24 protein-coding genes are annotated in these 26,235 nt (G+C 70.9%); 14 read left to right on the top strand and 10 right to left on the bottom strand.

What is annotated here, in order from left to right:
- Positions 1 to 13: 13 nt before the first annotated feature.
- Positions 14 to 1,441, bottom strand: coding sequence for an MFS transporter (locus ACFYNL_RS26410; RefSeq protein WP_388807472.1), 1,428 nt, complete (start codon positions 1,439 to 1,441; stop codon positions 14 to 16).
- Positions 1,442 to 1,742: 301 nt separating this feature from the next.
- Between ACFYNL_RS26410 and ACFYNL_RS26415 the strand changes: the two genes are divergently transcribed.
- The 3 genes from ACFYNL_RS26415 (at position 1,743) to ACFYNL_RS26425 (ending at position 6,926) form a co-directional block, all read left to right on the top strand.
- Positions 1,743 to 2,669 (top strand): DUF3027 domain-containing protein, encoded by a 927-nt coding sequence (locus ACFYNL_RS26415; RefSeq protein ID WP_388807473.1) that lies wholly within the window; start codon positions 1,743 to 1,745, stop codon positions 2,667 to 2,669.
- Positions 2,670 to 2,922: 253 nt separating this feature from the next.
- On the top strand, positions 2,923 to 3,693 hold the full coding sequence (locus ACFYNL_RS26420; RefSeq protein WP_388807474.1) for a hypothetical protein: 771 nt from the start codon (positions 2,923 to 2,925) through the stop codon (positions 3,691 to 3,693).
- A gap of 107 nt (positions 3,694 to 3,800) precedes the next feature.
- A complete protein-coding gene (locus tag ACFYNL_RS26425; RefSeq protein WP_388807475.1) occupies positions 3,801 to 6,926 on the top strand; it encodes a sacsin N-terminal ATP-binding-like domain-containing protein in 3,126 nt (1,041 codons plus the stop codon).
- 73 nt (positions 6,927 to 6,999) lie between these two features.
- Here ACFYNL_RS26425 and ACFYNL_RS26430 read toward each other — a convergent pair whose 3' ends face one another.
- The gene (locus ACFYNL_RS26430) at positions 7,000 to 7,230 is read right to left on the bottom strand and encodes a hypothetical protein (protein ID WP_388807476.1); all 231 of its coding nucleotides are present in this window, start codon (positions 7,228 to 7,230) and stop codon (positions 7,000 to 7,002) included.
- A 176-nt stretch (positions 7,231 to 7,406) separates the two neighbouring features.
- Here ACFYNL_RS26430 and ACFYNL_RS26435 point away from each other — a divergent pair, with 176 nt between their 5' ends.
- Positions 7,407 to 8,267 carry a calcium-binding protein gene (locus ACFYNL_RS26435; RefSeq protein WP_388807477.1) on the top strand — a complete coding sequence of 287 codons (861 nt, stop codon included), beginning with the start codon at positions 7,407 to 7,409 and terminating at the stop codon, positions 8,265 to 8,267.
- 238 nt (positions 8,268 to 8,505) lie between these two features.
- Entirely contained in the window at positions 8,506 to 9,426 is a 921-nt protein-coding gene (locus ACFYNL_RS26440) for a hypothetical protein (RefSeq protein ID WP_388807478.1), read from the top strand.
- A 105-nt stretch (positions 9,427 to 9,531) separates the two neighbouring features.
- Here the strand turns inward: ACFYNL_RS26440 and ACFYNL_RS26445 are convergent, their stop codons facing one another.
- Positions 9,532 to 11,928, bottom strand: a complete 2,397-nt coding sequence (locus ACFYNL_RS26445) for a cation-translocating P-type ATPase (RefSeq protein WP_388807479.1) — start codon at positions 11,926 to 11,928, stop codon at positions 9,532 to 9,534.
- Positions 11,929 to 12,051: 123 nt separating this feature from the next.
- Positions 12,052 to 12,348, bottom strand: coding sequence for a DUF2530 domain-containing protein (locus tag ACFYNL_RS26450; RefSeq protein ID WP_388807480.1), 297 nt, complete (start codon positions 12,346 to 12,348; stop codon positions 12,052 to 12,054).
- A 116-nt stretch (positions 12,349 to 12,464) separates the two neighbouring features.
- Between ACFYNL_RS26450 and ACFYNL_RS26455 the strand changes: the two genes are divergently transcribed.
- On the top strand, positions 12,465 to 13,916 hold the full coding sequence (locus tag ACFYNL_RS26455) for an NCS2 family permease (protein WP_388807481.1): 1,452 nt from the start codon (positions 12,465 to 12,467) through the stop codon (positions 13,914 to 13,916).
- On the opposite strand, the gene ACFYNL_RS26460 is transcribed toward ACFYNL_RS26455, so the two are convergent.
- Positions 13,909 to 14,091 (bottom strand): ribbon-helix-helix protein, CopG family, encoded by a 183-nt coding sequence (locus tag ACFYNL_RS26460; RefSeq protein WP_388807482.1) that lies wholly within the window; start codon positions 14,089 to 14,091, stop codon positions 13,909 to 13,911. The two genes, ACFYNL_RS26455 and ACFYNL_RS26460, sit on opposite strands and share 8 nt — an antisense overlap.
- Positions 14,092 to 14,246: 155 nt before the next feature.
- Between ACFYNL_RS26460 and ACFYNL_RS26465 the strand changes: the two genes are divergently transcribed.
- Together ACFYNL_RS26465 and ACFYNL_RS26470 are read left to right on the top strand one after the other, a co-directional pair.
- Complete coding sequence (locus ACFYNL_RS26465; RefSeq protein ID WP_093904463.1) at positions 14,247 to 14,684, top strand: MarR family winged helix-turn-helix transcriptional regulator; 438 nt, start codon at positions 14,247 to 14,249, stop codon at positions 14,682 to 14,684.
- Positions 14,685 to 14,714: 30 nt separating this feature from the next.
- Entirely contained in the window at positions 14,715 to 16,085 is a 1,371-nt protein-coding gene (locus tag ACFYNL_RS26470) for an MFS transporter (RefSeq protein WP_388807483.1), read from the top strand.
- Positions 16,086 to 16,109: 24 nt separating this feature from the next.
- Here the strand turns inward: ACFYNL_RS26470 and ACFYNL_RS26475 are convergent, their stop codons facing one another.
- Entirely contained in the window at positions 16,110 to 16,697 is a 588-nt protein-coding gene (locus tag ACFYNL_RS26475) for a Uma2 family endonuclease (protein WP_388807484.1), read from the bottom strand.
- Positions 16,698 to 16,815: 118 nt separating this feature from the next.
- Complete coding sequence (locus tag ACFYNL_RS26480) at positions 16,816 to 17,361, bottom strand: GNAT family N-acetyltransferase (protein ID WP_388807485.1); 546 nt, start codon at positions 17,359 to 17,361, stop codon at positions 16,816 to 16,818.
- Between the two features lie 25 nt (positions 17,362 to 17,386).
- Here ACFYNL_RS26480 and thpR point away from each other — a divergent pair, with 25 nt between their 5' ends.
- Positions 17,387 to 17,959, top strand: a complete 573-nt coding sequence (thpR, locus tag ACFYNL_RS26485) for an RNA 2',3'-cyclic phosphodiesterase (protein ID WP_388807486.1) — start codon at positions 17,387 to 17,389, stop codon at positions 17,957 to 17,959.
- A 123-nt stretch (positions 17,960 to 18,082) separates the two neighbouring features.
- Here thpR and ACFYNL_RS26490 read toward each other — a convergent pair whose 3' ends face one another.
- Together ACFYNL_RS26490 and ACFYNL_RS26495 are read right to left on the bottom strand one after the other, a co-directional pair.
- Positions 18,083 to 19,075: an aldo/keto reductase gene (locus tag ACFYNL_RS26490; RefSeq protein WP_388807487.1), complete on the bottom strand. Its 993-nt coding sequence runs from the start codon at positions 19,073 to 19,075 to the stop codon at positions 18,083 to 18,085.
- A gap of 94 nt (positions 19,076 to 19,169) precedes the next feature.
- Entirely contained in the window at positions 19,170 to 19,850 is a 681-nt protein-coding gene (locus tag ACFYNL_RS26495; RefSeq protein WP_388807488.1) for an SGNH/GDSL hydrolase family protein, read from the bottom strand.
- A 128-nt stretch (positions 19,851 to 19,978) separates the two neighbouring features.
- Here ACFYNL_RS26495 and ACFYNL_RS26500 point away from each other — a divergent pair, with 128 nt between their 5' ends.
- Both ACFYNL_RS26500 and ACFYNL_RS26505 read left to right on the top strand, forming a co-directional pair.
- A complete protein-coding gene (locus ACFYNL_RS26500; protein WP_388807489.1) occupies positions 19,979 to 20,950 on the top strand; it encodes a WD40 repeat domain-containing protein in 972 nt (323 codons plus the stop codon).
- 168 nt (positions 20,951 to 21,118) lie between these two features.
- Complete coding sequence (locus ACFYNL_RS26505) at positions 21,119 to 21,670, top strand: hypothetical protein (protein WP_388807490.1); 552 nt, start codon at positions 21,119 to 21,121, stop codon at positions 21,668 to 21,670.
- 39 nt (positions 21,671 to 21,709) lie between these two features.
- Here ACFYNL_RS26505 and ACFYNL_RS26510 read toward each other — a convergent pair whose 3' ends face one another.
- Entirely contained in the window at positions 21,710 to 22,495 is a 786-nt protein-coding gene (locus ACFYNL_RS26510) for a TetR/AcrR family transcriptional regulator (RefSeq protein ID WP_388807491.1), read from the bottom strand.
- A gap of 87 nt (positions 22,496 to 22,582) precedes the next feature.
- Between ACFYNL_RS26510 and ACFYNL_RS26515 the strand changes: the two genes are divergently transcribed.
- The 3 genes from ACFYNL_RS26515 (at position 22,583) to ACFYNL_RS26525 (ending at position 26,019) form a co-directional block, all read left to right on the top strand.
- Positions 22,583 to 23,557, top strand: coding sequence for an ATP-binding cassette domain-containing protein (locus tag ACFYNL_RS26515; protein ID WP_388807492.1), 975 nt, complete (start codon positions 22,583 to 22,585; stop codon positions 23,555 to 23,557).
- A complete protein-coding gene (locus ACFYNL_RS26520) occupies positions 23,554 to 24,381 on the top strand; it encodes an ABC transporter permease (RefSeq protein WP_388807493.1) in 828 nt (275 codons plus the stop codon). Before ACFYNL_RS26515 ends, ACFYNL_RS26520 begins: the two co-directional genes overlap by 4 nt.
- A gap of 129 nt (positions 24,382 to 24,510) precedes the next feature.
- On the top strand, positions 24,511 to 26,019 hold the full coding sequence (locus tag ACFYNL_RS26525; RefSeq protein ID WP_388807494.1) for a cellulase family glycosylhydrolase: 1,509 nt from the start codon (positions 24,511 to 24,513) through the stop codon (positions 26,017 to 26,019).
- Positions 26,020 to 26,235: the final 216 nt, after the last annotated feature.

A 26,235-nucleotide genomic window follows, 5' to 3' on the forward strand; every position in this document is an offset into this window, starting at 1 on the left:
CCGTCCCGGCACGTCAGGCCACCCGTGGCCGCGCGTGCCCGCCGTGCCGTGCCGAGCCGATCAGGCCCTTGACGGTGGTCAGCCAACCGACGGCGACGATCGCCGCTCCGACCAGCAGTCCGAGGGAGCCCCGCAACGGCAGCACGATGCCGATCGCGCCGCCGAGCACCCAGGACATCTGGAGCAGTGTCTCCGAGCGGGCGAATGCCGAGGTGCGCACCAGCTCGGGCACGTCCCGCTGGATCAGCGCGTCCAGCGACAGTTTGGCCAGCGCCTGGGCGAACCCGGCGACCCCCGCCAGGCACGCCACCAGGACCGTGCTGAAGAACGCCGCGGCCGTGAGCGCCACGCCCACCACCAGGCCCAGGACGGACACGATGATGATCTCCGGCGCCCGGGATCTGAGCCATGCCCCGACGGCCGTACCGATCGCGTTCCCGGTCCCGGCAGCGACGGCCACGATCCCCAGCGACACCGCGGCGCTCTGCCCGGACATCGGATGCTCGCGCAACAGGAACGCGAGGAAGAAGATCAGGAAGCCGGACTGGCAGCGGATGGCCGCGTTGGCCGCGAGGGCGTGGGTCACGGCGATGCCGACTGTGCGCAGTCCCGGGCGCTTGACGGGCTTGCGGTGCGGCCCGTGCAGATGCTGTTCGTCGGCCGCGAGCAGCGCGGTGTCCTCGCCCTTGGCCGAGTCGACCTTCCGCGGCAGCGAGAAGGACAGGAACGTACCGGCGATGAAGATGACGAAGGCGCCGTACAGCGGCCAGCGCGGCCCGATGGCCTGCAGCCCGGCCCCGACCGGCGCCGCCACGCCGGTGGCGAGGAGGCCGCCCAGGGTGACCCGGGAGTTCGCCTTCACCAGGGAGAACCGCGGTGGCAGCAACCGGGGCACGACGGCGCTTCTGACGACCCCGTACGCCTTCGAGGCGACCAGCACCCCGAGCGCGGCCGGATACAGCTGGAGATCGCCGCTGACGACGGCGCTGGACAGGACCAGGGCGAGCAGCGCCCGGGCGAGCATGGCGCCGGCCATCGCCGCGCGGCGGCCGTGCGGGAGGCGGTCGAGGAGGGGGCCGATCACCGGCGCGAGAAGCGTGAACGGCGCCATGGTGATGCCGAGGTACAGCGCGACCCGGCCACGGGCCTCGTCGGTGGGGACGGAGAAGAAGACGGTGGAGGCGAGGGCGACGGTGATCATCATGTCCCCGGCGCCGTTGACCCCGTGCAGTTCGATCAGCTTTCCGAGGCCGGACTCGCCGGCGCCCTGCGCGTGGGTGGCCTTGCGGATACCGCGGGCGGTGCCGGTGACGGGGAAGTGCAGGGCACGGCCCACCGCGCGGAGGGAGCCGCGCATCCGGCCCGTTCCGCCACCTCGATTGCGGCCTCCCTTGTCCCCACCGACTCCGGTGGCTCCTTGGGGCGGCCTCGCGGTTGCCACGACGCAATAGTGCCCCGAGATGGGGGTGGCTAGTGCGGTTACGGCGCGTATGGAGGGCAGTGATCCACGGCACCGGCCCGGTTTTGCCACCGCCGCGCAGCGGTGAAAGGGCCGTCGGTGTAGGCCCAGCGCTCGCGAACAGGTAGCGTGCGTATCTCAGCCATCCCGCACAATGGATGACGTAGGTGCGCCCGAGCGCGTTTCGGACGCGGACGTCGACGCGGCCCACAGGTCCGCTCCGTCCGTCCCGTTGCCCTTGAGGACCGCACCCGAGTGACGGCGTAGGAGAGAAGCGATACCTGTGAGCGCAGCGACAACGCGAAGCCGCACCCCCGACCGTCTGTGCGCCGAGGCGGTCGACCTCGCGCGCAGCGCAGCCGAGGAGGCCGCCGCGCCCGGCGTGGTGGGCGAGCACGCCGGTCTGGTCTCCGAGGGCGATCGCGTTGTCACGCACTTCTTCGAGTGCAAGGAACTCGGATACCGCGGCTGGCGCTGGGCGGTGACCGTGGCCCGGGCGTCGCGGGCGAAGATCGTGACCCTGGACGAGGTCGTCCTGCTCCCCGGCCCGGACGCCCTTCTCGCCCCCGAGTGGGTGCCGTGGAGCGAACGGCTGCGTCCCGGCGACATGGGTCCGGGCGATCTGCTGCCCACGGACGCCGAGGACCTGCGTCTGGAGCCCGGCTACTCCGGCGAGGACGAGCCCGCGCCGAACACGGCCGTCTCCGAGGAGATGGCGGAGCTGGTGGAGGCGGAGGACGCGGAGGTCGCGGGGGGCGTTCCCGCCAAGCTCGCCGTCGCGCCCTCGCGTGGCTCGATCGCCGCGGTGGCGGAGGAACTGGGCATGCGCCGCGCCCGCGTCCTGTCCCGCTACGGCCTCCACACCGCCGCGGACCGCTGGGAGGAGGCGTTCGGCGCGAAGACGCCCATGGCCCAGGCGGCCCCCGCCTCCTGTGTCACCTGCGGCTTCCTGGCGCCGATCGGCGGTTCGCTGGGCCAGGCCTTCGGAGTCTGCGCCAACGAGTTCTCCCCGGCCGACGGCCGCGTGGTGTCGCTGACGTACGGCTGCGGCGGCCACTCCGAGGCCGCGGTGATGCCCAAGCCGCCGCGTCCGGCTCCGCCGGTGATCGACGAGACCCGGGTGGACCCGTTCCCGCTGCGCCCGGCGCCGGACTCGGGATCGGTGCCGGTGACTTCGGACGACGACTCGGCGGAGCTGGGGCACTCGTAAGGTCAGGCGCTCGGGGTTCAGGACGCCGGTTGCAAGCCGGCTCCGCCCCTGCCCCGCCCTCCTCCCGCCCTCGCTTTCGCCGTCGCTCTCGTCCTCGTCCTGCTGCTCCCCGCGGGTGGTCGCGCGCCTCGGTGACCGGCTCGCCGTCCGCGCGGGAGACGCTCGGCGGCGGCGACCGCCCTCTGCCCCAGAGGTGATGATCCGCCTACGATGGGCCGGGTCGGCTACGGGTTGGCTGCGTGGAGGGGGGACCATGCAGGTCGAGGTTCTCGCGGCTCTGATCACCGCCGCGGGCGCCGTATGGGTGGCATATGTGTCCCGTGGCACGGACCGTCCCCACATCGGTGGACCGTTGATGAGCATGAGCCGGCGTTGCGGCTCGATCCGGGGAACCGCCACCGCCGCACGCAAGGACTGCGAGCAGGCGCTGGAGCGGCTTCGGCGTGGACTGCCTCCGGAGCGTACGGCGGCAGAGCGGGACCAGTGGTTCGAGGACGCGCGCCTCGGTGAGGTGCTGGTCGAGGAGTACCGCTTCGTCGTGGAGGGCTTCGACCGAGCTGTCGGCCGCTACCGGGAACGGGTTCGTACCGTGGGTGAGAAGCTCGACGAACTGGCCCGCTCCACCTCGGCCGACCGGGGTTCTCGGGACCGGGAACTGGCGGATGTGCGGCTGGAGCTGGAACGGTTCGAGGCGTCGCTGCGCAGTGTCGACGGACACTTCCACCTGGCCGCGAAGGACTACCTGGAGCGGCAGATGATCCAGCCGTCGCGATGGGCGGCGCACCGGCTGCCCAAGCGGGCGACGAAGCGGTACGACCTCGCGGCACGCCGCGCCGAGGAGGACATGCTCGGCCTGCTCCCGGGGCAGGGCGACGGACGACGCCCTGAAAGCGGCGGCGTACCGCCGGACCCCGAGCCGATTCCGGGCGGTGAACCCGCGGCGCCCGCCGAGCAGCCCCCCTGCGGCTACTGCATCTGGCGTTGCCCGCACGCGCCCGCCGGAACCGGTTCCCTCGGCGTATGACCCCCCGGCCGCCGCACCGGCCGTGCCGCAGGCCCTGACTCACCTCTGATCTGCACCCGCACTGCCCAAGCGGTACCTTCATCGTCACGCCGATGAGGAGAGTCAACGTGAGCAAGTTCGTGCGGCCCGCGGCCGAAGGCGCCGACCCCTTCGGTACGGCTCGTCTGCGCCGCGGAGTCATGGACGCCTGGGCCACCAGCCCCGCCCGTTTCCGCGAGGACGCGAACGCCGAGGAGGACCTCGTCCTGGGCGGGTACCGGGACCGGCTGGTCGTCGAACTCGCTCAGAACGCCGCGGACGCCGCCGCCAGAGCGGGAGTGCCCGGGCGGCTCCGGCTCACCCTGCGGGAAGGGGTGCTCGTCGCCGCCAACACCGGTGCCCCGCTCGACGCGGCCGGCGTCGAGTCGCTGTCCACCCTGCGCGCCTCGGCCAAGCGGGACACGGCCTCCGTGGGGCGCTTCGGTGTCGGGTTCGCCGCCGTTCTCTCCGTGACCGACGAGCCCGCCGTCGTCGGGCGGCACGGGGGAGTGCGGTGGTCCCTCGCCGAGGCCCGGGAACTGGCCCGGGACATCGCACGGCACAGCCCGGGGCTCGGGGACGAGGTGCGGCGGCGGGACGGGCATGTACCCCTGCTGCGGCTGCCGTTCGCCGCCGAGGGCACCGCCCCCGACCCGTACGACACCGCCGTCATCCTGCCGCTGCGGGACACCCCGGCCGCCGACCTGGCGGAGCGGCTGCTGCACGCCGTCGACGACGCGCTGCTGCTCGCCCTGCCCGGTCTGGAGGAGGTCGTGGTCGAGACCGGCGACGACGAGCCGCGCACACTGCGACGGAGCGTCGACGGTCCCTTCACGGTCGTCGAGGACTCCCGGGGCGGCGTCACCCACTGGCGTACGTCCGCGGCGCACGGCCCCCTCACCCCCGAACTGCTCGCCGACCGCCCGGTCGAGGAGCGGCTGCGTCCCCACTGGTCGCTCACCTGGGCCGTGCCCGTCGACGCCACCGACAGCACCCCCGCGCCGCCCCGCACCGCGCCCGTCGTCCACGCGCCCACCCCGAGCGACGAACCCCTCGGCGTCCCCGCCCTCCTCATCGCCTCCTTCCCCCTCGACACCACCCGCCGGCACGCCGCCCCCGGCCCGCTGACCGACTTCCTCGTGCAGCGCGCGGCGGACGCGTACGCCGAACTGCTCGCCGACTGGCGCCCGGTGAGCGAGGGGATCATCGGGCTCGTGCCCGGCCCGCTCGGCAAGGGCGAGCTGGACGGGGCCCTGCGGCAGGCCATCCTGGAGCGGCTGCCCCGCACGTCCTTCCTGCCGCCCGCCGTGCCCCCGCAGGAGCACGACGACTCCGAGCTGCCCGAGTCCCTGCGGCCCCGGGACGCCGAGGTCGTCGAGGGCGCCGGTGCCGACACGGTGCGGGTGCTGGCCGAGGTGCTGCCCACGCTGCTGCCCGCCGGGCTCGAACGGCGCGTGGAGCTGCGGACCCTGGGCGTCGCCCGGGTTCCGCTCACCGACGCCGTGGACCGCCTCGCCGGTCTGGAGAAGGAGCCCGGCTGGTGGCGGCGGCTGTACGACAGCCTCGCCGGAGTCGACCCGGACCGGCTGTCCGGGCTGCCCGTGCCGCTCGCCGACGGGCGCACCACCATCGGGCCCCGGCAGGTCCTGCTCCCCACGGCGGACGCCGCCCGCATCGACCCGGAGGTGCTCGCCCGGCTCGGTCTCAAGGTCGCCCACGAGGACGCCGCGCACCCGCTCCTGGAGAAGCTCGGCGCCCTGCCCGCCACGCCCCGCGCGGTCCTCACCACGCCCCAGGTACGCGCCGCCGTCGCCGCCTCCCTCGACGACGACGGGGGCGTGAGCTGGGAGGAGGACTCCCTGGACGCCGAGGAGCTGGCGGACACCGTACTGGCGCTGGTGCGGGACGCGGGCCTTCAGGCCGGTGACGAGCCGTGGCTCGGTGCCCTCGCGCTCCCGGACGAGGAGGGGGAACCGGCCCCGGCCGGCGAGCTGGTCTTCCCCGGCAGTCCCTTCCACCAGGTCATGCGGGAGGGTGAACTGGCCACCGTCGACGCGGAGCTGGCCGAGAGGTGGGGGGAAGGGCCGCTCGCCGCCTGTGGGGTGCTCGCCGACTTCGCCCTCGTGCGGGCCACGGACGTCGTGCTCGACCCGGACGAACTGGAGCCGCGTGACGGGGACTTCGCCGAGCCGGACGACGCGGGCCTGCTGGACGCGGTCGACGTGTGGAGCGAGGACGTCCTCGACCGCTTCCCGGACACTCCCGTACCGCCGGTGGCCACCGAGCTGGTCGCCGTACGCGATCTCGACCTCGTCGACGACGACAAGTGGCCGCAGGCCCTCGCGCTGCTCGCCCGGCCGCCCCTGCGGGACGCGCTCACGCAGCAGGTGCGGATCCTGCTGCCGGACGGCACGCACGAGGTCGTACGGCCGTACACGGCCTGGTGGCTGCGGGGGCACCCGGTGCTGGACGGCCGTCGGCCCGCCGGTCTGCTCGCCTCCGGCGGGGACCCGCTGCTGCGGGGGCTGTACGAGGAGGTCGACGCGACCGGCTTCGACGACGAGCAGGTGCTGCGGGCGCTCGGCGTACGCACCTCCGTCGCCGCGCTGCTCGACGAGCCGGGCGGCGCCGCCGAGCTGCTCGACCGTCTCGCCGACCCGGACCGGCCCGTCACCTCCGCGCAACTGCACGCCCTGTACGGCGCCCTGGCCGAGCTGGACCCCGAGCGGGTGACCCTGCCGGACGAGCTGCGGGCGGTGGTCGACGGGCGCGTGGAGGTCGTGGACGCGGCGGACGCGGTGGTCGTCGACTCGCCGGATCTGCTGCCCTTCACCGAGGGTGTGCCGCTGCTTCCGGTACGGCCGTCCCGGGCCGCCGAGCTGGCCGAGCTGTTCCAGGTGCGGCGGCTGAGCGAGTCGGTCACCGGGGAGGTGACGAGCGAGGGCACCGAGCACGACGTACCGGAGCCGGTACGGGTGCTGCTCGGGCCGCGGACGCCCGAGGCGTACGTCGAGCACGAGGAACTCGTCGTCGACGGCGTGGAGATCGACTGGCGGCTCACCGACGACGGTGTCCTGCACGCCGCGACCCTGGAGGGCGTCGCCGCCGGTCTCGCCTGGGCGGCGGGCCAGTGGCCCCGGCGCTTCGAGGTGGCGGCGCTGCTGGAGGATCCGTCGCGGACGGCGGAGTTGGCGCGGGACCGGTGGTTCGACTGAGGGCGGAGACGAACGGCGGCCGCACCGGAGAATCTCCGGTGCGGCGGCCGCCTTGCGGGGCCGAGGCGGCCGTTCAGTCCGCCGCCACCTCCAGGAAGTAGTCGAACCGGTCCAGGTCGAGGTCCATGCCGGTCAACTCACGCAGCCCGGCCGAGTGTTCGGGCTTCAGCGGGTACACGTCGGCCAGCCGGGACACGGGGATCCCCAGCAGGCGCGCGAACGCCTCGGCATCCACCGAGGAGACGTCGGTCTCCGCGTCCGGTGTGTCATCGGCCTTGGCGTAGCGGGTGACGAGGAATGTCATGGATTGCCTTCGGATCGCTTCCAGGAGCAGTGATCTTCGCGGTTCTCGCACATTCTTTTCAAGACGAGTACAACCATTCGCATGCGTCGCGGATCTGATCACCTGAGTCAGCTGACTCACTGATCACTCGGGCCCATGCTGACCCAGCGGGCCCCGACCCAACGTGGGGACAACACATGCGCATTCGTGCCTCTGTCGCCGCCGTCACCGGCGCTCTGGCCCTGTCCGCCCTCGCTGTTCCGGCCGCGCAGGCCGACAGCCGTCCCGACCTCGCCTCGAACGTTCCGTCGCTGTCGAAGGCCACGCCGTTCGCCGCCGCTCCGGTCGACGAGGTCGAGGGTGACACCAAGATCACGGCGGTCACCGTCAACGGGGGCAAGAACATCGTCGTCGGCACCACGCTGAAGAAGGTCTTCACCGTCTCCGTGACGGCCACGGACCCGGAGGGCATCTACGACGCCTTCGCCATGCTGTGGCACGGTCCGGACACCGAGAACGCCGATGGCGCGATCGCGCCGGAGAGCCTGGACGAGGAGCAGGTCGGTACCTGCACCAACTCCAGCGCGACCACCGCCACCTGCAAGGTCACGCTGGTCGCCGACCCGAACGAGAACATCTACAGCAACATCCTGGCCGGCACCTGGAAGGTGTGGGCCGCCGCGGCCGGCAACGACGGCGACTACGTGATCCGCGAGGCCTACAAGACGGCCAAGGTCCAGCGCGCCTCCAAGCTGACGGTCAACGCCTCGCCGGAGCCGGTGGCCAAGGGCAAGACCATCACGGTCACCGGCAAGCTCTCCCGTGCCAACTGGGACGACAACCAGTACCACGGCTACACCGGCCAGCCGGTGAAGCTGCAGTTCCGCAAGAAGGGCAGCGACACCTACACCACGGTGAAGACCATCACCTCGAACTCGACGGGCAACCTGAAGACCACGGTCACCGCGTCGGTCGACGGCTACTTCCGCTACTCCTTCGCGGGCACCACGACCACCCCGGCGGTCAACGCCACGGGTGACTTCGTCGACGTCCAGTAGGACCTCGCCGTACCCCGGCCGCCCGGTCCCGGAGTCATCCGGGGCCGGGCAACTCGCGCTCAGGCAAACGAACTTCATAACACTTGCGCAACATCCACATCCGCGGCACAACCGGCCACTCCGACCGCCCATCTGATCTTCTGAGTCAACAGACTCCAACGATCACTCGGGCCCCGGTGCGACCGCCGGAACGCGGTGCGCAGCGACCAACGGGGCCCCTTCTCCACGTGGAGAACGCATGCGCATACGAGCCACCGTGGCCGCCGTCTCCGGCGCCCTGGCCCTGTCCGCCTTCGCCGTGCCGGCCGCGCAGGCCGACGACGCCGCGAGCCGTGCGGACATCGCGAAGATCCGTGAGGCCGCGCAGGCCGCGTCCGGGAAGAGCGCGCTCAGCACCCGCGCCCCCGAAGAGGGCCAGCCGTACGCCCTGAACGTCTCCTTCTCCAACTTCAAGATCGCCAAGGCGATCAAGGTCGGGACGACGAACCCCGTCTCCACCAAGGCGACGTTCACGATGACGCACGGCGCGGACGTCGACGTCACCGCCGGCGACTTCCACGTCGACCCCTTCCTCTACAAGGGCGCCTTCGACTCGCCGGACAACATGCTCTTCGGCAACAAGTACGCCAAGTGCACGCCCACCTCGTCGACCACGGCCAACTGCGCCGGAACGATCGACTTCTACCCGGCCCAGAGCGAGCTCCTCAACTCCGACGCCGGCAGCTGGAAGGCCGGCGCGATGGCGATCGCCTTCAACGGCCAGAGCCCGGACGGCGAGACCTTCGACATCACCAAGGTCGGCTACAAGGACCAGGGCGGTCTCGCCTCCACCCTCGTCCAGCGCTACTCCAAGCTGACGGTGAACGCCTCGCCGGAGCCGGTGGCCAAGGGCAAGACCATCACGGTCACCGGCAAGCTCTCCCGTGCCAACTGGGAGGACAACAAGTACCACGGCTACACGAACCAGCCGGTGAAGCTGCAGTTCCGCAAGAAGGGCAGCGACACCTACAGCACGGTGAAGACCATCAACACGAACGCGACCGGTGAGCTGAAGACGACCGTCACCGCGTCGGTCGACGGCTATTTCCGCTACTCCTTCGCGGGCACCACGACCACCCCGGCGGTCAACGCCACGGGTGACTTCGTCGACGTGCGGTAAGGACCAGCGGTACGCCGCTCGACGCGCCGTCGGCCTCCGGTTTCCGGGGCCGGCGGCGCGTTTCCCGTACGGGCGTCGAGCCGTGACATCGGCGGTCGACGCGCCCTACGCCCGGAAACGGCGGTCCACCCACCTCCACACGAACTCCAGGGTGACCGCAGCCACCGCCGAGATCCCCACCGCGATCCACGGCATCGTGACCCCCACCAGCCGCAGGGCGAAGAACTCCTGCAGCCACGGCACCGCCAGCACCAGCAGGAAGCCCAGCCCCATCGTCGCCACCAGGGCGATCCGCCACCAGGTGTACGGGCGGGCGATGATGGCCAGCACCCACATCGAGATCAGGAACAGCGTGAGCGTGGCGACGCTGGTCTCGGCGGGCAGGGTGTCCGCGCCCGTGTAGAAGTGACGGGCGATCAGGTACGTCGCGAAGGTCGCCACCGCGGCCACCACCCCGCCCGGGATCGCGTACCGCATGACCCGCCGCACGAAGTGCGGTCTCGCGCGTTCCTTGTTGGGCGCGAGGGCCAGGAAGAAGGCCGGGACGCCGATGGTGAGGGTGGACAGCAGGGTCAGGTGGCGGGGCAGGAAGGGGTACTCCACCTGCCAGAACACCACCATCAGCGCAAGCAGCACCGAGTAGACGGTCTTCACCAGGAACAGCGTCGCGACACGCGTGATGTTGCCGATGACCCGGCGGCCCTCCGCCACCACCGACGGCAGCGTCGCGAAGCTGTTGTTGAGCAGCACGATCTGCGCGACCGCGCGCGTGGCCTCCGACCCCGATCCCATCGCCACACCGATGTCGGCGTCCTTCAGTGCCAGGACGTCGTTCACACCGTCGCCGGTCATGGCGACCGTGTGGCCGTGCGACTGGAGAGCGCCCACCATGTCCCGCTTCTGCTGCGGGGTGACCCGCCCGAACACCGTGGCCTCGTCGATGGCCGTGGCCATGCCGTCCTTGTCGTGGGGGAGCCCGCGGGCGTCGACGGTCGCGCCGGTCAGGCCCAGCTTGTCCGCCACCGCGCCCACGGACACCGCGTTGTCCCCGGAGATCACCTTCGCGTGGACGTTCTGCTCGGCGAAGTAGCGCAGGGTGTCGGCGGCGTCCGGCCGCAGCCGCTGTTCCAGTACGACGAGGGCGGTCGGCTCGGCACCCACGGCGACCTCGGGGTCGTCGAGATCGCGGCCGGCGCGGGCGAGCAGCAGCACCCGCAGGCCCTGCTCGTTCAACCGGTCGGTCTCGGTCAGGGCGGGGTCGTCGGCGGCCAGGAGCACGTCGGGGGCGCCCAGCAGCCAGGTGCTGGACTCGCCGTTGCCCTCACTGAAGCTGGCGCCGCTGTACTTGCGGGCGGAGGAGAAGGGCAGGGACTCGGTGCAGCGCCAGTCCTCGGCGTCCGGGTAGGCGTCGATGATGGCCTTCAGGGACGCGTTCGGGCGGGGGTCGGACTCGCCGAGGGCGCCGAGCACCGTGCGTACGTACTCCTCGTCGCTGCCGTTCAGGGGCCGCAGTCCGGTGACGTCCATGCCGCCCTCGGTGAGGGTGCCGGTCTTGTCGAGGCAGACCGTGTCGACGCGGGCCAGGCCCTCGATGGCGGGCAGCTCCTGCACCAGGCACTGCTTGCGGCCGAGGCGGATGACGCCGATGGCGAAGGCGACGGAGGTGAGGAGCACGAGCCCTTCCGGGACCATGGGCACGATGCCGCCGACGGTCCGGGCGATCGAGTCGTCGAGGTCGTTGTCCTTGACGAACAGCTGGGTGATGATCAGGCCGGTCGCGGCCGGGATCATCATCCACGTCACGTACTTGAGGATGACGGAGATGCCGGAGCGCAGCTCGGAGTGGACCAGGGTGAAGCGCGAGGCCTCCTCGGCGAGCTGGGCGGCGTAGGCTTCGCGGCCGACCTTGGTGGCACGGAAGGCGCCGCCGCCGGCGACGACGAAGCTCCCGGACAGCACCTGGTCCCCCGGCTGCTTGACGACCGGATCGGCCTCCCCGGTGAGCAGGGACTCGTCGATCTCCAGCCCGTCGGCCTCCACGCACACGCCGTCCACGACGGCCTTGTCCCCCGGCCCGATCTCCAGCAGGTCGTCCAGCACGATCTCGGACGTGCCGACCTCGGCGGCGACACCGTCCCGCCGTACCGTGGGCCGGGCCTCGCCGATCACGGCGAGCGAGTCGAGGGTCTTCTTGGCCCGCCACTCCTGGATGATCCCGATGCCGGTGTTGGCGAGGATCACGAAGCCGAACAGGCTGTCCTGGATCGGCGCGACGCACAGCATGATCAGCCAGAGCACGCCGATGATCGCGTTGAACCGGGTGAAGACGTTGGCCCGGACGATGTCGGTCATCGACCGGCTGCTGCGCACCGGTACGTCGTTGACCTGGCCGCGTGCGACCCGCTCGGCCACCTCGGCGGCGGTGAGCCCGCCCGTCGCCACCGGGACGGCGGCGGGGTGCACAGCGTCGTCCACGTCGGTGCCCGCGTCGGCATGCGTCATGCCTTCGACGGTACGTGCGGATGTGCGCCTTCACCCGCCGAGTGCGCGCAAGTTCCGACCTGGGGAGGACGGGAACGGCCGGATGTGGTGCCGTGGTTGTACGTCCTTGGTCGACCGCGGGCCTCAGTCGGCGGCGTGGGCCCTGGCGGCGCTCTCGGCTTCCTCGTGCGCCGCCGCCCGCTTGAGGGCCGCGTCGCGCTTGCGGACGTACCAGATGCCGATGAGTCCCAGCCCGCCGCCGGCCAGGCAGGTCCACACCCACCAGGTGTGCCCGTGGTCGTCGAACCAGCCGTAGAAGGGCAGCTGAACGACGAAGAGGACGAACCAGAGGATGGTGCCGCCGGTGATGGTGGCGACCACAGGCCCCTCAAGGGGCTCCGGTGCCTCGTGCTTGGGGGATCCCGAGAAGAAGGGGGCCATGGGGGACAGCTTACGAGGAGGTTGGGTCTACGCGCGGAGATAGCAGATCCCGACTTTATGTGTTCATACTGAAACGGTTTATGCCTGACCACTTCTCTTCGTAGGAACAACCAAGCATGCCCACCTCGGCTCCTGCCAAGGCCCCCACCCCTGAACAGCCAGGAGCCGGGCCCGCCTACGGCGTCCTCGACCGCTTCTTCAAGATCTCCGAACGCGGCAGCACCCTGCCCCGTGAGATCCGCGGCGGCTTCGCCACCTTTTTCGCGATGGCCTACATCATCGTGCTGAACCCGATCATCCTCGGCAGCGCGAAGGACATGTACGGGCACCAGCTGGACAACGGGCAGCTGGTCACCGCGACCGCCCTGACCGCGGGGTTCGCCACCCTGCTGATGGGCGTCATCGGCAACGTGCCCATCGCGCTCGCCGCCGGCCTGGGCGTGAACTCGGTCGTCGCCCTCCAGCTGGCGCCTCGGATGTCCTGGCCGGACGCCATGGGCATGGTCGTGCTGGCCGGCTTCGTGGTCATGCTGCTCGTCGCCACCGGTCTGCGCGAGCGCGTCATGAACGCCGTGCCCTACAGCCTGCGCAAGGCCATCTCCATCGGTATCGGCCTGTTCATCATGCTGATCGGCCTCGTCGACTCCGGCTTCGTCTCCCGGATCCCGGACGCCGCCCGGACCACCGTCCCGCTCCAGCTCGGCGGCGACGGTCACCTCAACGGCTGGCCGGTCCTGGTCTTCATCCTCGGCGCGCTGCTCACGCTCGCGCTCATCGTGCGCAAGGTCCCCGGCGCGATCCTCATCTCGATCGTCGCGATGACCGTGCTCGCCGTCGTCATCGAGGCCGTGGCCACGGTGCCGTCCTGGGGCCTGACGACCCCGAAGTGGCCCGGCAACCCGGTCGCGAGCCCCGACTTCGGCCTGATCGGTGAGGTCAGCCTCTTCGGCGGCTTCGAGAAGGTCGGCGCGCTGACCGGCGTCCTCTTCGTCTTCACGGTCCTGCTGTCCTGCTTCTTCGACGCCATGGGCACGATCATGGGCGTCAGCGACGAGGCCAAGCTGACCGACGCCCAGGGCCAGATGCCGGGCATCAACAAGGTCCTGTTCGTCGACGGCCTCGCCGTCGCCGCGGGCGGCGCGAGCTCCTCCTCGGCCACCACCGCCTTCGTGGAGTCCACGGCCGGCGTCGGCGAGGGCGCCCGGACGGGCTTCGCGAACGTCGTCACCGGCGCCCTCTTCGGCGCGGCGCTCTTCCTGACGCCCGTCGCCACCATGGTCCCGTCCCAGGCGGCCACCCCTGCCCTGCTCGCGGTCGGCTTCCTGATCCTGGCCAACTCGGTCAAGGAGATCGACTGGGCCGACTACACGATCGCCGTCCCGGCCTTCGTGACGATGGTGATGATGCCGTTCACCTACTCGATCACCAACGGCATCGGTATGGGCTTCATCACCTTCGCGGTGCTGCGTCTGGCCGCCGGGCGGGCCCGAGAGGTGCCGGTCGCCATGTACGTCGTGGCGGCGGTGTTCGCCTTCTACTACCTGATGCCGGCGCTGGGGCTCACGTAAGCCCGTAGAACTTCTCCGTCTCCTCCACGGCGGCCTGGAACCGTTCGTCGAAGTCATCGCGGATGAGCGTCCGGACGACATAGTCCTGGACGCTCATTCCCCTTCTCGCCGCATGCTCCCGGAGTCGTTCGAGCAGCTCATGGTCTATGCGCAGGCTGAGCACGCTGGTCCCCATGAACACGAGGGTCGCGGCACGCTTCGGCGTGGTGTGTGGCATTCCGCGACCACATCACCCATATGAGTGATCTGATGCTTCAGTGGCGGGTGTCACGGGCACTCGTGCCTGCTACGGCTGGTCTTTAGCGAGAGTAATGAGTTACGCTAAAGAACATGTCGGACCTTACCCATGGCGACGACGCAGCCGCCGTGAACTCCCTGCGCTCCGCCGTGATGCGACTGTCGCGCCGGCTCAAGCACCAGCGGGTCGACGAGTCGCTGAGCCCCACCGAGATGTCGGTACTGGGCACCCTCTCCCTGTGCGGCAAGGCCACCCCCGGTGAGCTGGCGCGCAAGGAGCACGTACAGCCGCCGTCGATGACCCGCATCGTGGCCCTGCTGGAGTCCAAGGGACTGGTCCGTCTGGAGCCGCACCCGGAGGACCGGCGCCAGAAGGTCGTCACCAAGACCGAGCAGGCCGAGGCGATGCTCGAAGAGAGCCGCCGCAAGCGCAACGCCTTCCTGGCCACCCTGGTCGAGGGCCTGGACGAGGACGAGTGGGCGAAACTGCGCGCCGCCGCCCCCGTGCTGGAGAAGCTCGCACACCTGTAAGCAGCAGTCGTCGCAAGGAGGCGAACCCCTTTGAGTTCGGGACCCGGAGCAGCTTCCGTCCCCGCACCAGACTCCAACGACTCCCCGCCCGCCCTGACGACCCGCTCGTCCCGTAAGCCCTCGATGTTCGGCTCGCTGAGGACCCGCAACTACCGGCTGTTCTTCCTCGGCCAGGTCGTCTCCAACACCGGCACCTGGATGCAGCGCATCGCACAGGACTGGCTGGTGCTCAGCCTCACCGGCTCCGCCACCGCCGTCGGCATCACGACGGCTCTGCAGTTCCTGCCGATGCTCCTGTTCGGCCTCTACGGCGGCGTCCTCGTCGACCGCCTGCCCAAGCGCCCTACGCTGCTCGTCACGCAGACGTCGATGGCCGCCACCGGCATCGCGCTCGCCGTCCTCACCCTCACCGGGCACGTCGAGGTCTGGCACGTGTACCTGGCCGCCCTCGCCGTGGGACTGGCCACGGTCGTCGACAACCCGGCCCGCCAGTCCTTCGTCACCGAGATGGTGGGGCCCGACCAGCTCCAGAACGCGGTCAGCCTCAACTCGGCGAACTTCCAGTCCGCCCGTCTGATCGGCCCCGCCGTCGCGGGGCTGATGATCACCGGCGTCGGCACCGGCTGGGCGTTCCTGGCCAACGGCCTGTCCTTCGTCGCGCCCATCGCCGGACTGCTGCTGATGCGGGCGCGTGAGCTGTACGTCGTCGAGCGCGCCCCGCGTGCCAAGGGGCAGCTGCGGGAGGGGTTGCGGTACGTCGCCGGGCGCCCGGAGCTGATCTGGACGATCGTCCTCGCCGGCTTCGTCTCCACCTTCGGCTTCAACTTCCCGGTCTACCTGTCCGCCTTCGCCGACGACGTCTTCCGCGCGGGCGCCGGCTCCTACAGCCTCTTCAACACGCTGATGGCGGTCGGCTCCCTGGCGGGCGCCCTGCTCGCCGCCCGGCGCGGTACGGCCCGGATGCGGGTGCTGGTCGTGGGCGCGGTGGCCTTCGGCACCATGGAGATCGTGGCCGCGTTCGCGCCTTCCCTGTGGCTGTTCGCCCTGCTCATGGCCCCCATAGGCATGTTCGGCATGACGGTGAACGTCACCGCCAACAGCAGCATCCAGATGTCCACGGACCCGGCCATGCGGGGCCGTGTGATGGCCCTGTACATGATGGTCTTCATGGGCGGTGCGCCGCTGGGGGCACCGATCGCCGGATGGATCACGGACGCCTACGGCGTGCGGGCCGGCCTGGCGGTGGGCGGCGCCATCAGCGTCGCCGCGGCCGTGACGATCGCCCTCGTGCTGGCCCGCGTGGGCGGCCTGCGCCTGTCCTTGGGCTGGGAGCGCGGCCACCCGCAGGTGCGGTTCGTGCCGCGGGAGACTCGGGAGAAGCAGCTGGCGTCGGCGGCCTAGGGAGGGGCGGCGAGGGACGCCGGGTCAGTCGCGGGGGAACTCGTCGGTCCTGAGGACCAGGCCGACGGGGGTGCCCTTCAGGTCGATGTCCTCCCCGAAGGGGAAGCTGACCTGGCTGTGGTACTTGCCGTCCTTCGGCAGGGTGTGCAGATGCCACTCGCCGGCGTACGGGTCCACGATCAGGTACACGGGCACTTCGGCGGCGGCGTACGCGTCCTTCTTCGGGCCGTGGTCGTTGGCCGCCGTGTCCTTGGACAGGACCTCGGCGACGAACTCGACGTCCTGATAGCGCCAGCGGCCCCTGCTGTCCTTCACCGACCGCTCGGCCATGGCCGCCAGGTCGCAGGCGAAGCCGTTCAGGTGCCCGGGGAAGTCGATCCGCACGTCCGAAGCCAAGCGCTTCTGCGAGTACCTGGCGTCCATCTGCTTCGCGATGCCGAAGATGATCTCCCAGTGGCTCTGCCGCTGCGGTGACATGAAGATGTTCCCCCCGACGATCTCGACCTTCGTTCCCTGGGGGACGGGCATCTTCTCGAGCCACTCGAACAGCACGTCCAGAGTCAGCTCGCCGCACTCCTCGGCCATCTCGATCCTGTCGTCAAGGACGGTCATCGTGGCGCTCCTCCCCGGCCGCCGCTCGGTCACGGACAGCCGCGCAGTACAACGATACGCACGGTGACCGTGTCACGTGTGGCCGTGGTCACGCCCGTGGCTCAGGCGAGCGCCGCCGTCATGATCCGAGCGCCGGGCCCTGGACGCGCCGGGCCAGCACCTGCCCGGGCCAGGTGCCGTCCGCCCCGCCGGTGTACGTCACCGTCGGAGTGAAGCCGTGGCTCTCGTAGTAGCGGACGAGCCGACCGTCGTCACCCGCGTAGCAGTCCACCCGCAGCAGGGAGATGCCCGCGCGCCGGGTCACCTCGGCGGCGTGCGCGAGCAGGGCGCCGCCCACGCCGTGGCCCTTGAAGCGGCGGTCGGAGGTGAGCCAGTGGATGTAGCGCTCGGGCTCACCGGGGGGCGGGAGGTGGGCCAGTGCGGCGCCGGGCGCGTCGGCGAGGGTCAGGGCCCCGGCGGGCACACCGTCGGCCTCGGCGATGAAGACGCTGCCCTCCTGCGTGTCCCGGGTCAGGGACTCCACCACCTTCGGGTTCTCGGACAGCGGCTTCGTCCCCCACTGCCCCGGCCGACCCTGCGCGACCAGCCACTCCACACCGCTGTCGAGCATGCCGAGTATCGCGGGGATGTCGTCGGGCCCGCCGTCCCTGATGGTGATCTCCATGGCCCCATGGTGCCAGTCTGGACCCATGAGACTCTTCGCCGCCGTGCTGCCGCCCGAGGACGTGACCCGCGAACTGGCGGCCGAGGTCGCCGAGTTGCAGAAGCTGCCCGGCGCGGAGCGGCTGCGCTGGACCGGCCGCCCCGGCTGGCACTTCACCCTCGCCTTCTACGGGGAGGTCGACGAGGACCTCGTACCCGATCTGTCGGTCCGTCTGGAGCGTGCCGCGCATCGCACCCAGCCCTTCCGGCTGGCGCTGCGCGGCGGCGGTCAGTTCGGGCACGGGCGGGCGCTGTGGGCGGGAGCGGAGGGGGACCTGGCGGCCCTGCGGCTGCTGGCGGACCGCAGTGAGGCGGCGGCGCGCAAGGCCGGGGTGCCGATGGGGGAGCACCGGCGGTACAAGGCCCACCTCACGGTGGCCAGGAGCCGCTCGGCGGTGGATGTGCGGCCGTACGTCGCTGCCCTCGACACGTTCACGAGCCGTACCTGGACCGTGGCGGAGCTGGTGCTGGTGCGCAGCCGGCTGCCGAAGTCCGGGGTCCCGGGGGAGGAGCCCCGCTACGAGGCGGTCGCCCGTCGGCCGCTCGGCGGGGCCGGTTAGGCTCCTGCCGTGGACCCGAAAACCCGTAACCGGATCATGGCCGGTGTGCTCGTCCTGATGTTCCTCGTGGTGGCGCTGGCCGCGGCCCTCGGCAGGTAGTGCCGGGGACCGCGGCCGCGGGTGTCACCAGGCGAACGCCTCAGGTGAAGGCCCCGGACCCGGGAAGACCTCCTCCAGCCCCGCCAGCAGTTCCTCGCTCAGCTCCAGCTCGGACGCCCGCAGCGCGGACTCCAGCTGCCCGGCCGTGCGCGGGCCGACGATCGGTCCGGTCACCCCGGGGCGGGTGAGCAGCCAGGCCAGGGCCACCTCGCCGGGCTCCAGACCGTGCTTGTCGAGCAGGTCCTCGTACGCCTGGATCTTCCCGCGTACGGCCGGATCGGCGAGGGAGTCCGCGGCCCGGCCACTGGCCCGGCGCCCGCCCTCGGCCGCCTTCTTGATCACCCCGCCGAGCAGCCCGCCGTGCAGCGGCGACCAGGGGATGACGCCGAGCCCGTAGTCCTGCGCGGCCGGGATGACCTCCATCTCGGCACGGCGCTCGTAGAGGTTGTACAGGCACTGCTCGCTCACCAGGCCGATGGTGCCGCCGCGGCGGGCGGCGATCTCGTTGGCCTGGGCGATCTTGTACCCGGGGAAGTTGCTGGACCCCGCGTAGAGGATCTTGCCCTGCTGGACGAGGACGTCGATGGCCTGCCAGATCTCCTCGAACGGGGTGTCCCGGTCGATGTGGTGGAACTGGTACACGTCGATGTAGTCGGTCTGCAGCCGCTTGAGCGAGGCGTCCACCGCGCGCCGGATGTTCACCGCCGACAGCTTGTCGTGGTTCGGCCAGGCCGCGCCGTCCGCGCCCATGTTGCCGTACACCTTGGTGGCGACGACGACCTTGTCGCGCCGCTCACCGCCCTTGGCGAACCAGTTTCCGATGATGCTTTCGGTGCGGCCCTTGTTCTCGCCCCACCCGTACACGTTGGCCGTGTCGAAGAAGTTGATGCCGGCGTCCAGCGCCGCGTCCATGATCGCGTGGCTGTCGGCCTCGTCGGTCTGCGGTCCGAAGTTCATGGTGCCGAGGACCAGTCGGCTGACCTTGAGTCCCGTGCGTCCGAGCTGCGTGTACTTCATGGTGTGCACGCTAGTGAGGTGGAGTGCGCTCTAGGCAAGCACCGAGGAGCCACGGATGAGGAGGCCCCGACGCGCTGGTCCGAGCCGTCGAGCGTCAGCCGCCGTACGGCTGGCCCAGGTCCCACGCCTGGTACATCGCCTCCGCGAAGGCTTCCGCGATCCGGTGTTCGCCGCCGGCGTTCGGGTGCGTGCCGTCGTAGGTGTCGAGGTGGATGTCGTACGACGGGGGCGGGGTGGCCAGCAGCAGCGGGGAGCGGGGCTCGTCCAGGTCGGTGAGGGTCTTGGCCAGGAGTTCGTTGAAGCGGGCGACCTCGGCGGCGAAGGGGGCGTCCGCCTCGGCGCGGACGTTCGGGATCACCGGCAGTACGACCATCCGGATCCGCGGGTTCGCCGAGCGTGCCTCGGCCACGAACGCTCGTACGTTCTGCGCCGTCTGCTCGGCGTTCGTGTAGAAGCCCAGGTCGATCAGGCCGAGGGACACCAGCAGCACGTCCGCCCGGCACGCGCGCACGGCCTCGCCGATCAGCGGCGCCATGTGCAGCCAGCCTTCACCCCAGCCGGCCAGGTGGCCGCGGGGGAAGGCCGGGTCGGGATCGGCGTACTCGTACGACGTCGGCGCGTCCGTCGCCTTGTCGTACAGCGTCTCGCGCGGGCCGACGAGGGCGAAGGGTCCGCCGTACGTCTCACGCAGGTGCTGCCACATGCGGTAGCGCCACGTGTGTTCGCCGGCGCTGCCGATGGTCATGGAGTCGCCGACGGGCATGAACCTGAGCATCCGCTCATGATGGACGATCGCTACCCGGCGGTAGGGGCCGGTGGGGTGTGAACCCCGACACGCCCCGGACGATCACTCCCACGGCCGCCCCGCCTCCGAACGGCCGGGCCGGATGGCAGGCTTGGGGCATGCGCCGACCGCTCGCCATACTCGCCGGGGTCCTGCTCACCGGTGCGCTCACCCTGCCCGCCTCCGCCGCCGACGGTGACGAGGACTTCACGATCAAGGACCCGCGGATCACCGAGTCCAGCGGCCTCGCCGCCTCGCGTCAGCACCCGGGCATCTACTGGACCCACAACGACCAGGACGAGGGCGCCTACCTCTACGCCGTCGACAGCGCCACCGGCGAGACGGTCGCGACGATCACGATGACCGGCGTGGGCACCCCGCGTGACGTGGAGGCCGTCTCCGTGGGGCCGGACAACCAGCTCTACGTCGGTGACATCGGCGACAACGACGGTGTGGAGTGGCCCTATGTGTGGGTGTACCGGCTCCCCGAGCCCAAGACCCTCAAGGACCGGACGATCCGCGCCACCCAGTACGTGGTGAAGTACTCCGACGGGCCCCGCGACGCCGAGTCGCTCGTCGTCCATCCGAAGACCGGGCGGGTCTACATCATCGACAAGCAGGAGGACGGCGGGCACCTGTACGCGGCACCGGCCGAGCTCTCCCCCTCCGGCACGAACGTCTTCGAGCCCGTCGCCCCCATCGACCTGTGGGCCACCGACGCCGCCTTCTCACCGGACGGCCGGACACTCGCCGTACGCGGCTACTTCGGCGGCATCGCGTACGACTGGAACGGCGGCAAGCCCAAACGGCTGGAACGCATCAGCGTGCCCCTGGGGCAGGGCGAGTCCGTCAGCTACTCCCGCGACGGCAGCAAGCTCATGCTCGGCAGCGAGGGCGCCGGCAGCGCCGTGGTCGCCAACGACGCCCCCGGGGACGCCGGGTCCTCCGGCGCCTCCGCGGGCAACGGAAGCTCGGCCTCCGGGGATGGCGACGGCCTCGGTTCGAGCGGTGACCTCAAGATCGGCGCCGTGGCGGTGGTGGTCGGCTGCGTCCTCTTCTTCGGGCTCCGACGGCTGTTGCGGAGGAGATGAGGGGAGAACGCGCAGGTCCGGCGGGGCGACGGGCGGGCACTGGTAGCTTCACGGGGCACAGAAATCCGGCCACTCACGAAGGACCACCCGGCTCCGCATGGACGACCCGCCCCTGGCACTCGATGCCGCGCCCCTGGAGTACCGCACACGGCACACCTCGGTGATCGGATGAGGCGCGTCCTCGGGTGGGCCTGCGGTGCCGTCCTCGCCTTCGCGATGGCCTTCTGGTGTGTCACCGCGACCGCCGACCTCGCGCTGTCCGCGGGGCTTTACGGCACTCCCGGGACGTACCAGGTGGAGCGCTGCTACGACACCAATCCCAGGGGCAGGTACACGGAGTACGACTGCCGCGGCCGGTTCGTCCCGACCGGCGGCACCACCGCCGACGCCTTCCGCGAGGTCCTGGAGGACACCGGGCACGACTACCCGGACGGCACCGAGCTCGCCGTCCGGCAGGGCATGGAGCCGGAGACGATCCAGCGGGTCGGGTTCTGGGGCGTCATGGGGGAGTTCTGGCAGATCGCGATCGGTGTGGCCGTCCTCGCCGTCCTCGCGTACCAGGCGGTCAGACCGCGCGGGGCGGATGCGCGCCGTGAGGCCCACCGCCGTGCGCCCTCCCGCCGCCAGAAGGCCGCCGACCGCTTCGGCGTCGCCGTCGTGGTCGCCCTCCCCGTGGGGCTGCTGAGCTGGGCCGTCGCGTTCCTGGCGCCGGCTCCCTAGAGTCAGCCGTCGGCGGCTCGGGGCGCCTCAGCCGCGGAGTCAGCCGCCGGCCCCTTGCGTGCGCCGGGCGACGAAGGACTCCAGCCCGTCCAGGATGCGCTGCAGCCCGAACTCGAAGTGGTCGAAGTCGGCACTCCAGGTGTTCTCGTCCAGCGAGGCCATGAGGGGGTAGCGGCCGGACGCCAGGACCTTCTCCAGCATCGGGGTCTGGGCCTGCCAGAACTCCGCGTCCGTCAGACCCGTCCGGCGCTCCGCCTCCACTTGGTACAGCTGGGTGCGCGCGGCCCCGACGACGTAGCCGTCGATCATGATGATCGCCGAGACCAGCTCGGGGTCGGTCAGGCCCATGGGCTTGATCCGGGCGAGCACCTTCTCCATGCCGTCGAGTGCGCTCGGGCCCAGGATCGGGCGGGACTGGTTGACCTGGAGCAGCCAGGGGTGGCGCCGGTAGAGGGCGAGGGTCGATCGGCCCAGGGCCTCCAGTGCCGCGCGCCAGCCGCCGTCGCCGAGGTCGGCCGGGTTCTCGGAGGGGCGCTGGACGCGGTCCAGCATCAGGTCGAGCAGTTCGGCCTTGCCGGGGACGTACCGGTACAGCGACATCGTGCCGGTGCCCAGTTCGGTGGCGACCCGGCGCATGGACACCGACGCCAGACCCTCGGCGTCCGCGACCTGGACGGCCGCTTCCACGATCTGGTCCAGGGTGAGCGTCGGCTTGGGCCCGCGGCTCGGGCGTCTGCCCGTGTCCCAGAGCAGCTCCAGCGTGCGCCCGATGTCGCCGCTGCCGCTGGTCTCCGTACCACCGCTGCCGCTCTTGCCGCTCGTCATGCGGTTCAGCTTAAGTCCTCGGAAAAAAATTGGGTACGGTGTACGCGCAATCGGGTACGCTGTACTCAATTAATGGAAGGGGGACCCATGGGGGACGACGGATTTGCGGTCCGGGCCGAGGGGTTGGAGAAGCGCTACGGCGACAAGCGGGCCCTGGACGGCTTCGATCTCACGGTCCGCGCGGGCACGGTGCACGGCCTGCTCGGCCCGAACGGCGCGGGCAAGACCACAGCCGTACGCATCCTGTCGACGCTGATCAAGCTGGACGGCGGCCGGGCGAGCGTGGCCGGACTCGACGTGGCCCGGCAGCCGCGCGAGGTCCGCGCACGGATCGGCCTGACCGGGCAGTACGCGGCCGTGGACGAGGTGCTCACCGGACGCCAGAACCTGGAGATGTTCGGCCGCCTGTTCCACCTGGGCGGCAAGCGGGCCAGGCTGCGCGCCACCGAGCTGCTGGAGCAGTTCGACCTGACGGACGCCGCCGACAAGGGCGTCGGCCAGTACAGCGGCGGCATGCGGCGCCGCCTCGACCTCGCCGCCTCGATGATCCTCGCCCCGGCCGTCCTCTTCCTCGACGAGCCGACGACGGGGCTCGACCCGCGCAGCCGGGGCGAGGTCTGGGAATCGGTGCGGGCGCTGGTGGCGGGCGGCACCACCGTCCTGCTGACCACGCAGTACCTGGAGGAGGCCGACAAGCTGGCCTCGCACATCACCGTCATCGACCAGGGCCGGGCCATCGCCGACGACACCCCGGACGGGCTGAAGAACCTCGTCGGCGGGGACCGTATCGAGGTCGTGGTCGCCGAGCGGGCCGACATCGCACGCGTGGTGAAGGTCGTCGCCCGTGTCTCGGACGGCGAACCCGAGGCGGACGAGGCGGAGTCGCGGGTGCACGCGCCGGTCACCGACCGGGTGTCCGCGCTGACCGAGGTGGCGCGCACGCTCCAGGACGAGGGTGTCCCGGTCGAGGACATCGGGCTGCGCAGGCCCAGCCTGGACGACGTGTTCCTGCGCCTGACCGGGCACCGTACCGAGAAGAGCGAGAAGGAGGCCGTCGCATGACCGCCGTAGACCTCACCGTCCCGGCCGAGCGCGGCCGCCTGTACTGGGCCCTGGCCGACGTCTGGAACATCGTCCGCCGCGGTATCACCCACTACCAGCGCCAACCGGTCAACATTGCCTGGCAGCTGGGCTTCCCGATCCTGTCCGTCCTGCTCTACGGCTATGTCTTCGGCAGTGCGATGAAGGTCCCCGGCGGTGGGAACTACACGGACTTCCTGATGCCGGGCATGTTCGTGATGACCATGGCGTTCGGCTTCATCAACACCGCCACCCTGGTCGTCCACGACTCCACCAAGGGCGTCATCGACCGGTTCCGCTCCATGCCGATGTCCTCGTCCGCGGTGGTCGCCGGGCGGGGGATCACCGATCTGCTGGGTGCCTGCGCGGAGTTGGCGATCATGATGCTGACGGCCCTCGCGATGGGCTGGCGTCCGGACGGCGGACTCGGCTTCCTCGGTGCCTTCGGGCTGCTGCTGTGGCTGCGGTTCTCGCTGATCTGGATCGGGGTGTGGCTGGGCCTGCTGGTCCCCAACCCGGAGGCCGCGGGCGGCCTGTTCGCCGTCGCCTTCCCGCTGACGATGATCTCCAGCATCTTCGTCGCCCCGCAGCTGATGCCGGACTGGCTGGGCTGGGTCGCGGCCTGGAACCCGATCTCCTCCACGGCGGCGGCCACCCGAGAGCTGTTCGGGGTGCCCGGCGGAGCCGTGGCCGGTGACTCCTGGGTCGAGCAGCACGCGCTGCTGATGGCCGGAGTGTGGCCGGTCGTCGTCACGGCGATCTTCCTGCCGCTCGCGGTACGCCGCTTCCAGAGGCTGAGCCGGTGAACCGGCTCGGGTGAATGCACGCGCACCTCCTTGACGTGCCCATGGCGCGTCAGTTTCCTGGGAGGTGCGCGGTACATGGGAGCGCTCCCATCGTTCCGGGGCCGCGCCACCCCGAGAGGAACAAGGGACATGTTCCGCAGCTTGCGAAGAGCGCTGTGCGCTGCCGCGGCGGCGCTGCTGCTACCGCTGGGGGCCGGTGCGCAGACCGCCCACGCGGCGGAGCCCGGCGCCGGCTACTGGCACACCAGCGGCCGCCAGATCCTGGACGCGGCCGGACAGCCGGTCCGTATGGCCGGGGTCAACTGGTTCGGCTTCGAGACCGCCAACCATGTCGTCCACGGCCTGTGGGCCCGCGACTACAAGAGCATGATCGACCAGATGAGGTCGCAAGGCTTCAACACCATCCGGATGCCCTACAGCGACGACATCCTCAAGCCCGGCACCATGCCCGACAGCGTCAACCACGACGGCAAGAACACCGACCTGCGCGGACTGACGTCGCTTCAGGTCCTGGACAGGATCGTGGCGTACGCCGGTCGGTCCGGCCTCAAGATCGTCCTGGACCGGCACCGTCCGGACGCGGCCGGCCAGTCGGCGCTCTGGTACACCTCCGCGGTCCCCGAGTCGACGTGGATCGCCAACCTCAAGTCGCTGGCCGCCCGTTACAAGGGCGACTCCACCGTCATCGGCATCGACCTGCACAACGAGCCCCACGACCCCGCCTGCTGGGGCTGCGGCGACACGGCACGGGACTGGCGTCTGGCCGCCCAGCGCGCGGGCAACGCGGTACTGTCGGTCAACCCCGAGTTGCTGATCATGGTCGAGGGCGTGCAGTCGCACAACGGCACGAACGGCTGGTGGGGCGGCAACCTGATGGGCGTGGCCCAGTACCCGGTCCAGCTGGACGTCCCGAACCGGCTGGTGTACTCGGCCCACGACTACGCCACGTCGGTCGCCCAGCAGCCGTGGTTCAGCGACCCGTCCTTCCCCGCCAACCTCCCGGCCATCTGGGACAAGTACTGGGGCTACGTCTTCAAGCAGGACATCGCCCCGGTCTGGCTCGGCGAGTTCGGCACGACCCTGCAGTCCGCGGTGGACCAGAAGTGGCTGGCCGAACTGGTGAAGTACCTGCGCTCGACGTCGGCGCACGGAGCGGACTCGTTCCACTGGACCTTCTGGTCCTGGAACCCCAACTCCGGCGACACCGGCGGCATCCTGAAGGACGACTGGCAGACCGTGGACACCGTGAAGGACGGGTACCTGGCGAGCATCAAGGCACCGGGCTTCCCGCCCGGCGGGGACGGGGGAGGCCCCGACCCGGACCCCGGCGGCGGCACACCCGCATGCAGCGCCGCCTACTCCGTCAGCAGCGACTGGGGCGGGGGCTTCAACGCGGAGGTCAGGGTCAGCAACACCGGATCGACGCCGCTCAAGTCCTGGAAGGTGACCTGGAACTGGAGCGGGACGCAGAAGGTCACGAGCATGTGGAACGCCTCGTACACGCAGACCGGCAACAGCGTGACGGCCATGAACGTCGCGCACAACGGCGGTGTGCCGACCGGAGGTTCGGCCGGCTTCGGCTTCGCGGGCGCGCCCGGGGGCGGAGGCGTGCCGAGGGTGAGCTGCACGGCCACGTGAGAAAGGCGCGGGACGAGGGCGCGCGCCGGCCCCGTTCCGCGCGGGGTACCCGGCCTGGGCAGGCCGCACCGACGGCACCCGGGCCCGGGCCTCCCCCGGACGGGGGAGGCGAATCATGCCGGCGCATGATCCACGCGCGCTGCGGTTCCACCACAGTGAGCCCCATGGCAATCGATCCTTTCGCCGTCTCCCGGCCGTCCACCGCGCCGACGACGC

Source organism: Streptomyces sp. NPDC007808, assembly GCF_042868655.1.
In the GTDB taxonomy this organism is placed as follows: Bacteria; Actinomycetota; Actinomycetes; order Streptomycetales; family Streptomycetaceae; genus Streptomyces.

Excerpts from the sequence above, each read along its gene's own strand:
- ACFYNL_RS26495 (WP_388807488.1), bottom strand. The coding sequence starts at position 19,850 with ATGCTCAGGTTCATGCCCGTCGGCGACTCCATGACCATCGGCAGCGCC.
- ACFYNL_RS26445 (WP_388807479.1), bottom strand. The coding sequence starts at position 11,928 with ATGACGCATGCCGACGCGGGCACCGACGTGGACGACGCTGTGCACCCC.
- ACFYNL_RS26500 (WP_388807489.1), top strand. The coding sequence starts at position 19,979 with ATGCGCCGACCGCTCGCCATACTCGCCGGGGTCCTGCTCACCGGTGCG.
- ACFYNL_RS26520 (WP_388807493.1), top strand. The coding sequence starts at position 23,554 with ATGACCGCCGTAGACCTCACCGTCCCGGCCGAGCGCGGCCGCCTGTAC.
- ACFYNL_RS26515 (WP_388807492.1), top strand. The coding sequence starts at position 22,583 with ATGGGGGACGACGGATTTGCGGTCCGGGCCGAGGGGTTGGAGAAGCGC.
- ACFYNL_RS26450 (WP_388807480.1), bottom strand. The coding sequence starts at position 12,348 with ATGGCCCCCTTCTTCTCGGGATCCCCCAAGCACGAGGCACCGGAGCCC.
- ACFYNL_RS26480 (WP_388807485.1), bottom strand. The coding sequence starts at position 17,361 with ATGGAGATCACCATCAGGGACGGCGGGCCCGACGACATCCCCGCGATA.
- ACFYNL_RS26430 (WP_388807476.1), bottom strand. The coding sequence starts at position 7,230 with ATGACATTCCTCGTCACCCGCTACGCCAAGGCCGATGACACACCGGAC.
- ACFYNL_RS26510 (WP_388807491.1), bottom strand. The coding sequence starts at position 22,495 with ATGACGAGCGGCAAGAGCGGCAGCGGTGGTACGGAGACCAGCGGCAGC.
- thpR (WP_388807486.1), top strand. The coding sequence starts at position 17,387 with ATGAGACTCTTCGCCGCCGTGCTGCCGCCCGAGGACGTGACCCGCGAA.
- ACFYNL_RS26440 (WP_388807478.1), top strand. The coding sequence starts at position 8,506 with ATGCGCATACGAGCCACCGTGGCCGCCGTCTCCGGCGCCCTGGCCCTG.
- ACFYNL_RS26490 (WP_388807487.1), bottom strand. The coding sequence starts at position 19,075 with ATGAAGTACACGCAGCTCGGACGCACGGGACTCAAGGTCAGCCGACTG.
- ACFYNL_RS26460 (WP_388807482.1), bottom strand. The coding sequence starts at position 14,091 with ATGGGGACCAGCGTGCTCAGCCTGCGCATAGACCATGAGCTGCTCGAA.
- ACFYNL_RS26505 (WP_388807490.1), top strand. The coding sequence starts at position 21,119 with ATGAGGCGCGTCCTCGGGTGGGCCTGCGGTGCCGTCCTCGCCTTCGCG.
- ACFYNL_RS26475 (WP_388807484.1), bottom strand. The coding sequence starts at position 16,697 with ATGACCGTCCTTGACGACAGGATCGAGATGGCCGAGGAGTGCGGCGAG.
- ACFYNL_RS26455 (WP_388807481.1), top strand. The coding sequence starts at position 12,465 with ATGCCCACCTCGGCTCCTGCCAAGGCCCCCACCCCTGAACAGCCAGGA.
- ACFYNL_RS26465 (WP_093904463.1), top strand. The coding sequence starts at position 14,247 with ATGTCGGACCTTACCCATGGCGACGACGCAGCCGCCGTGAACTCCCTG.
- ACFYNL_RS26420 (WP_388807474.1), top strand. The coding sequence starts at position 2,923 with ATGCAGGTCGAGGTTCTCGCGGCTCTGATCACCGCCGCGGGCGCCGTA.
- ACFYNL_RS26435 (WP_388807477.1), top strand. The coding sequence starts at position 7,407 with ATGCGCATTCGTGCCTCTGTCGCCGCCGTCACCGGCGCTCTGGCCCTG.
- ACFYNL_RS26525 (WP_388807494.1), top strand. The coding sequence starts at position 24,511 with ATGTTCCGCAGCTTGCGAAGAGCGCTGTGCGCTGCCGCGGCGGCGCTG.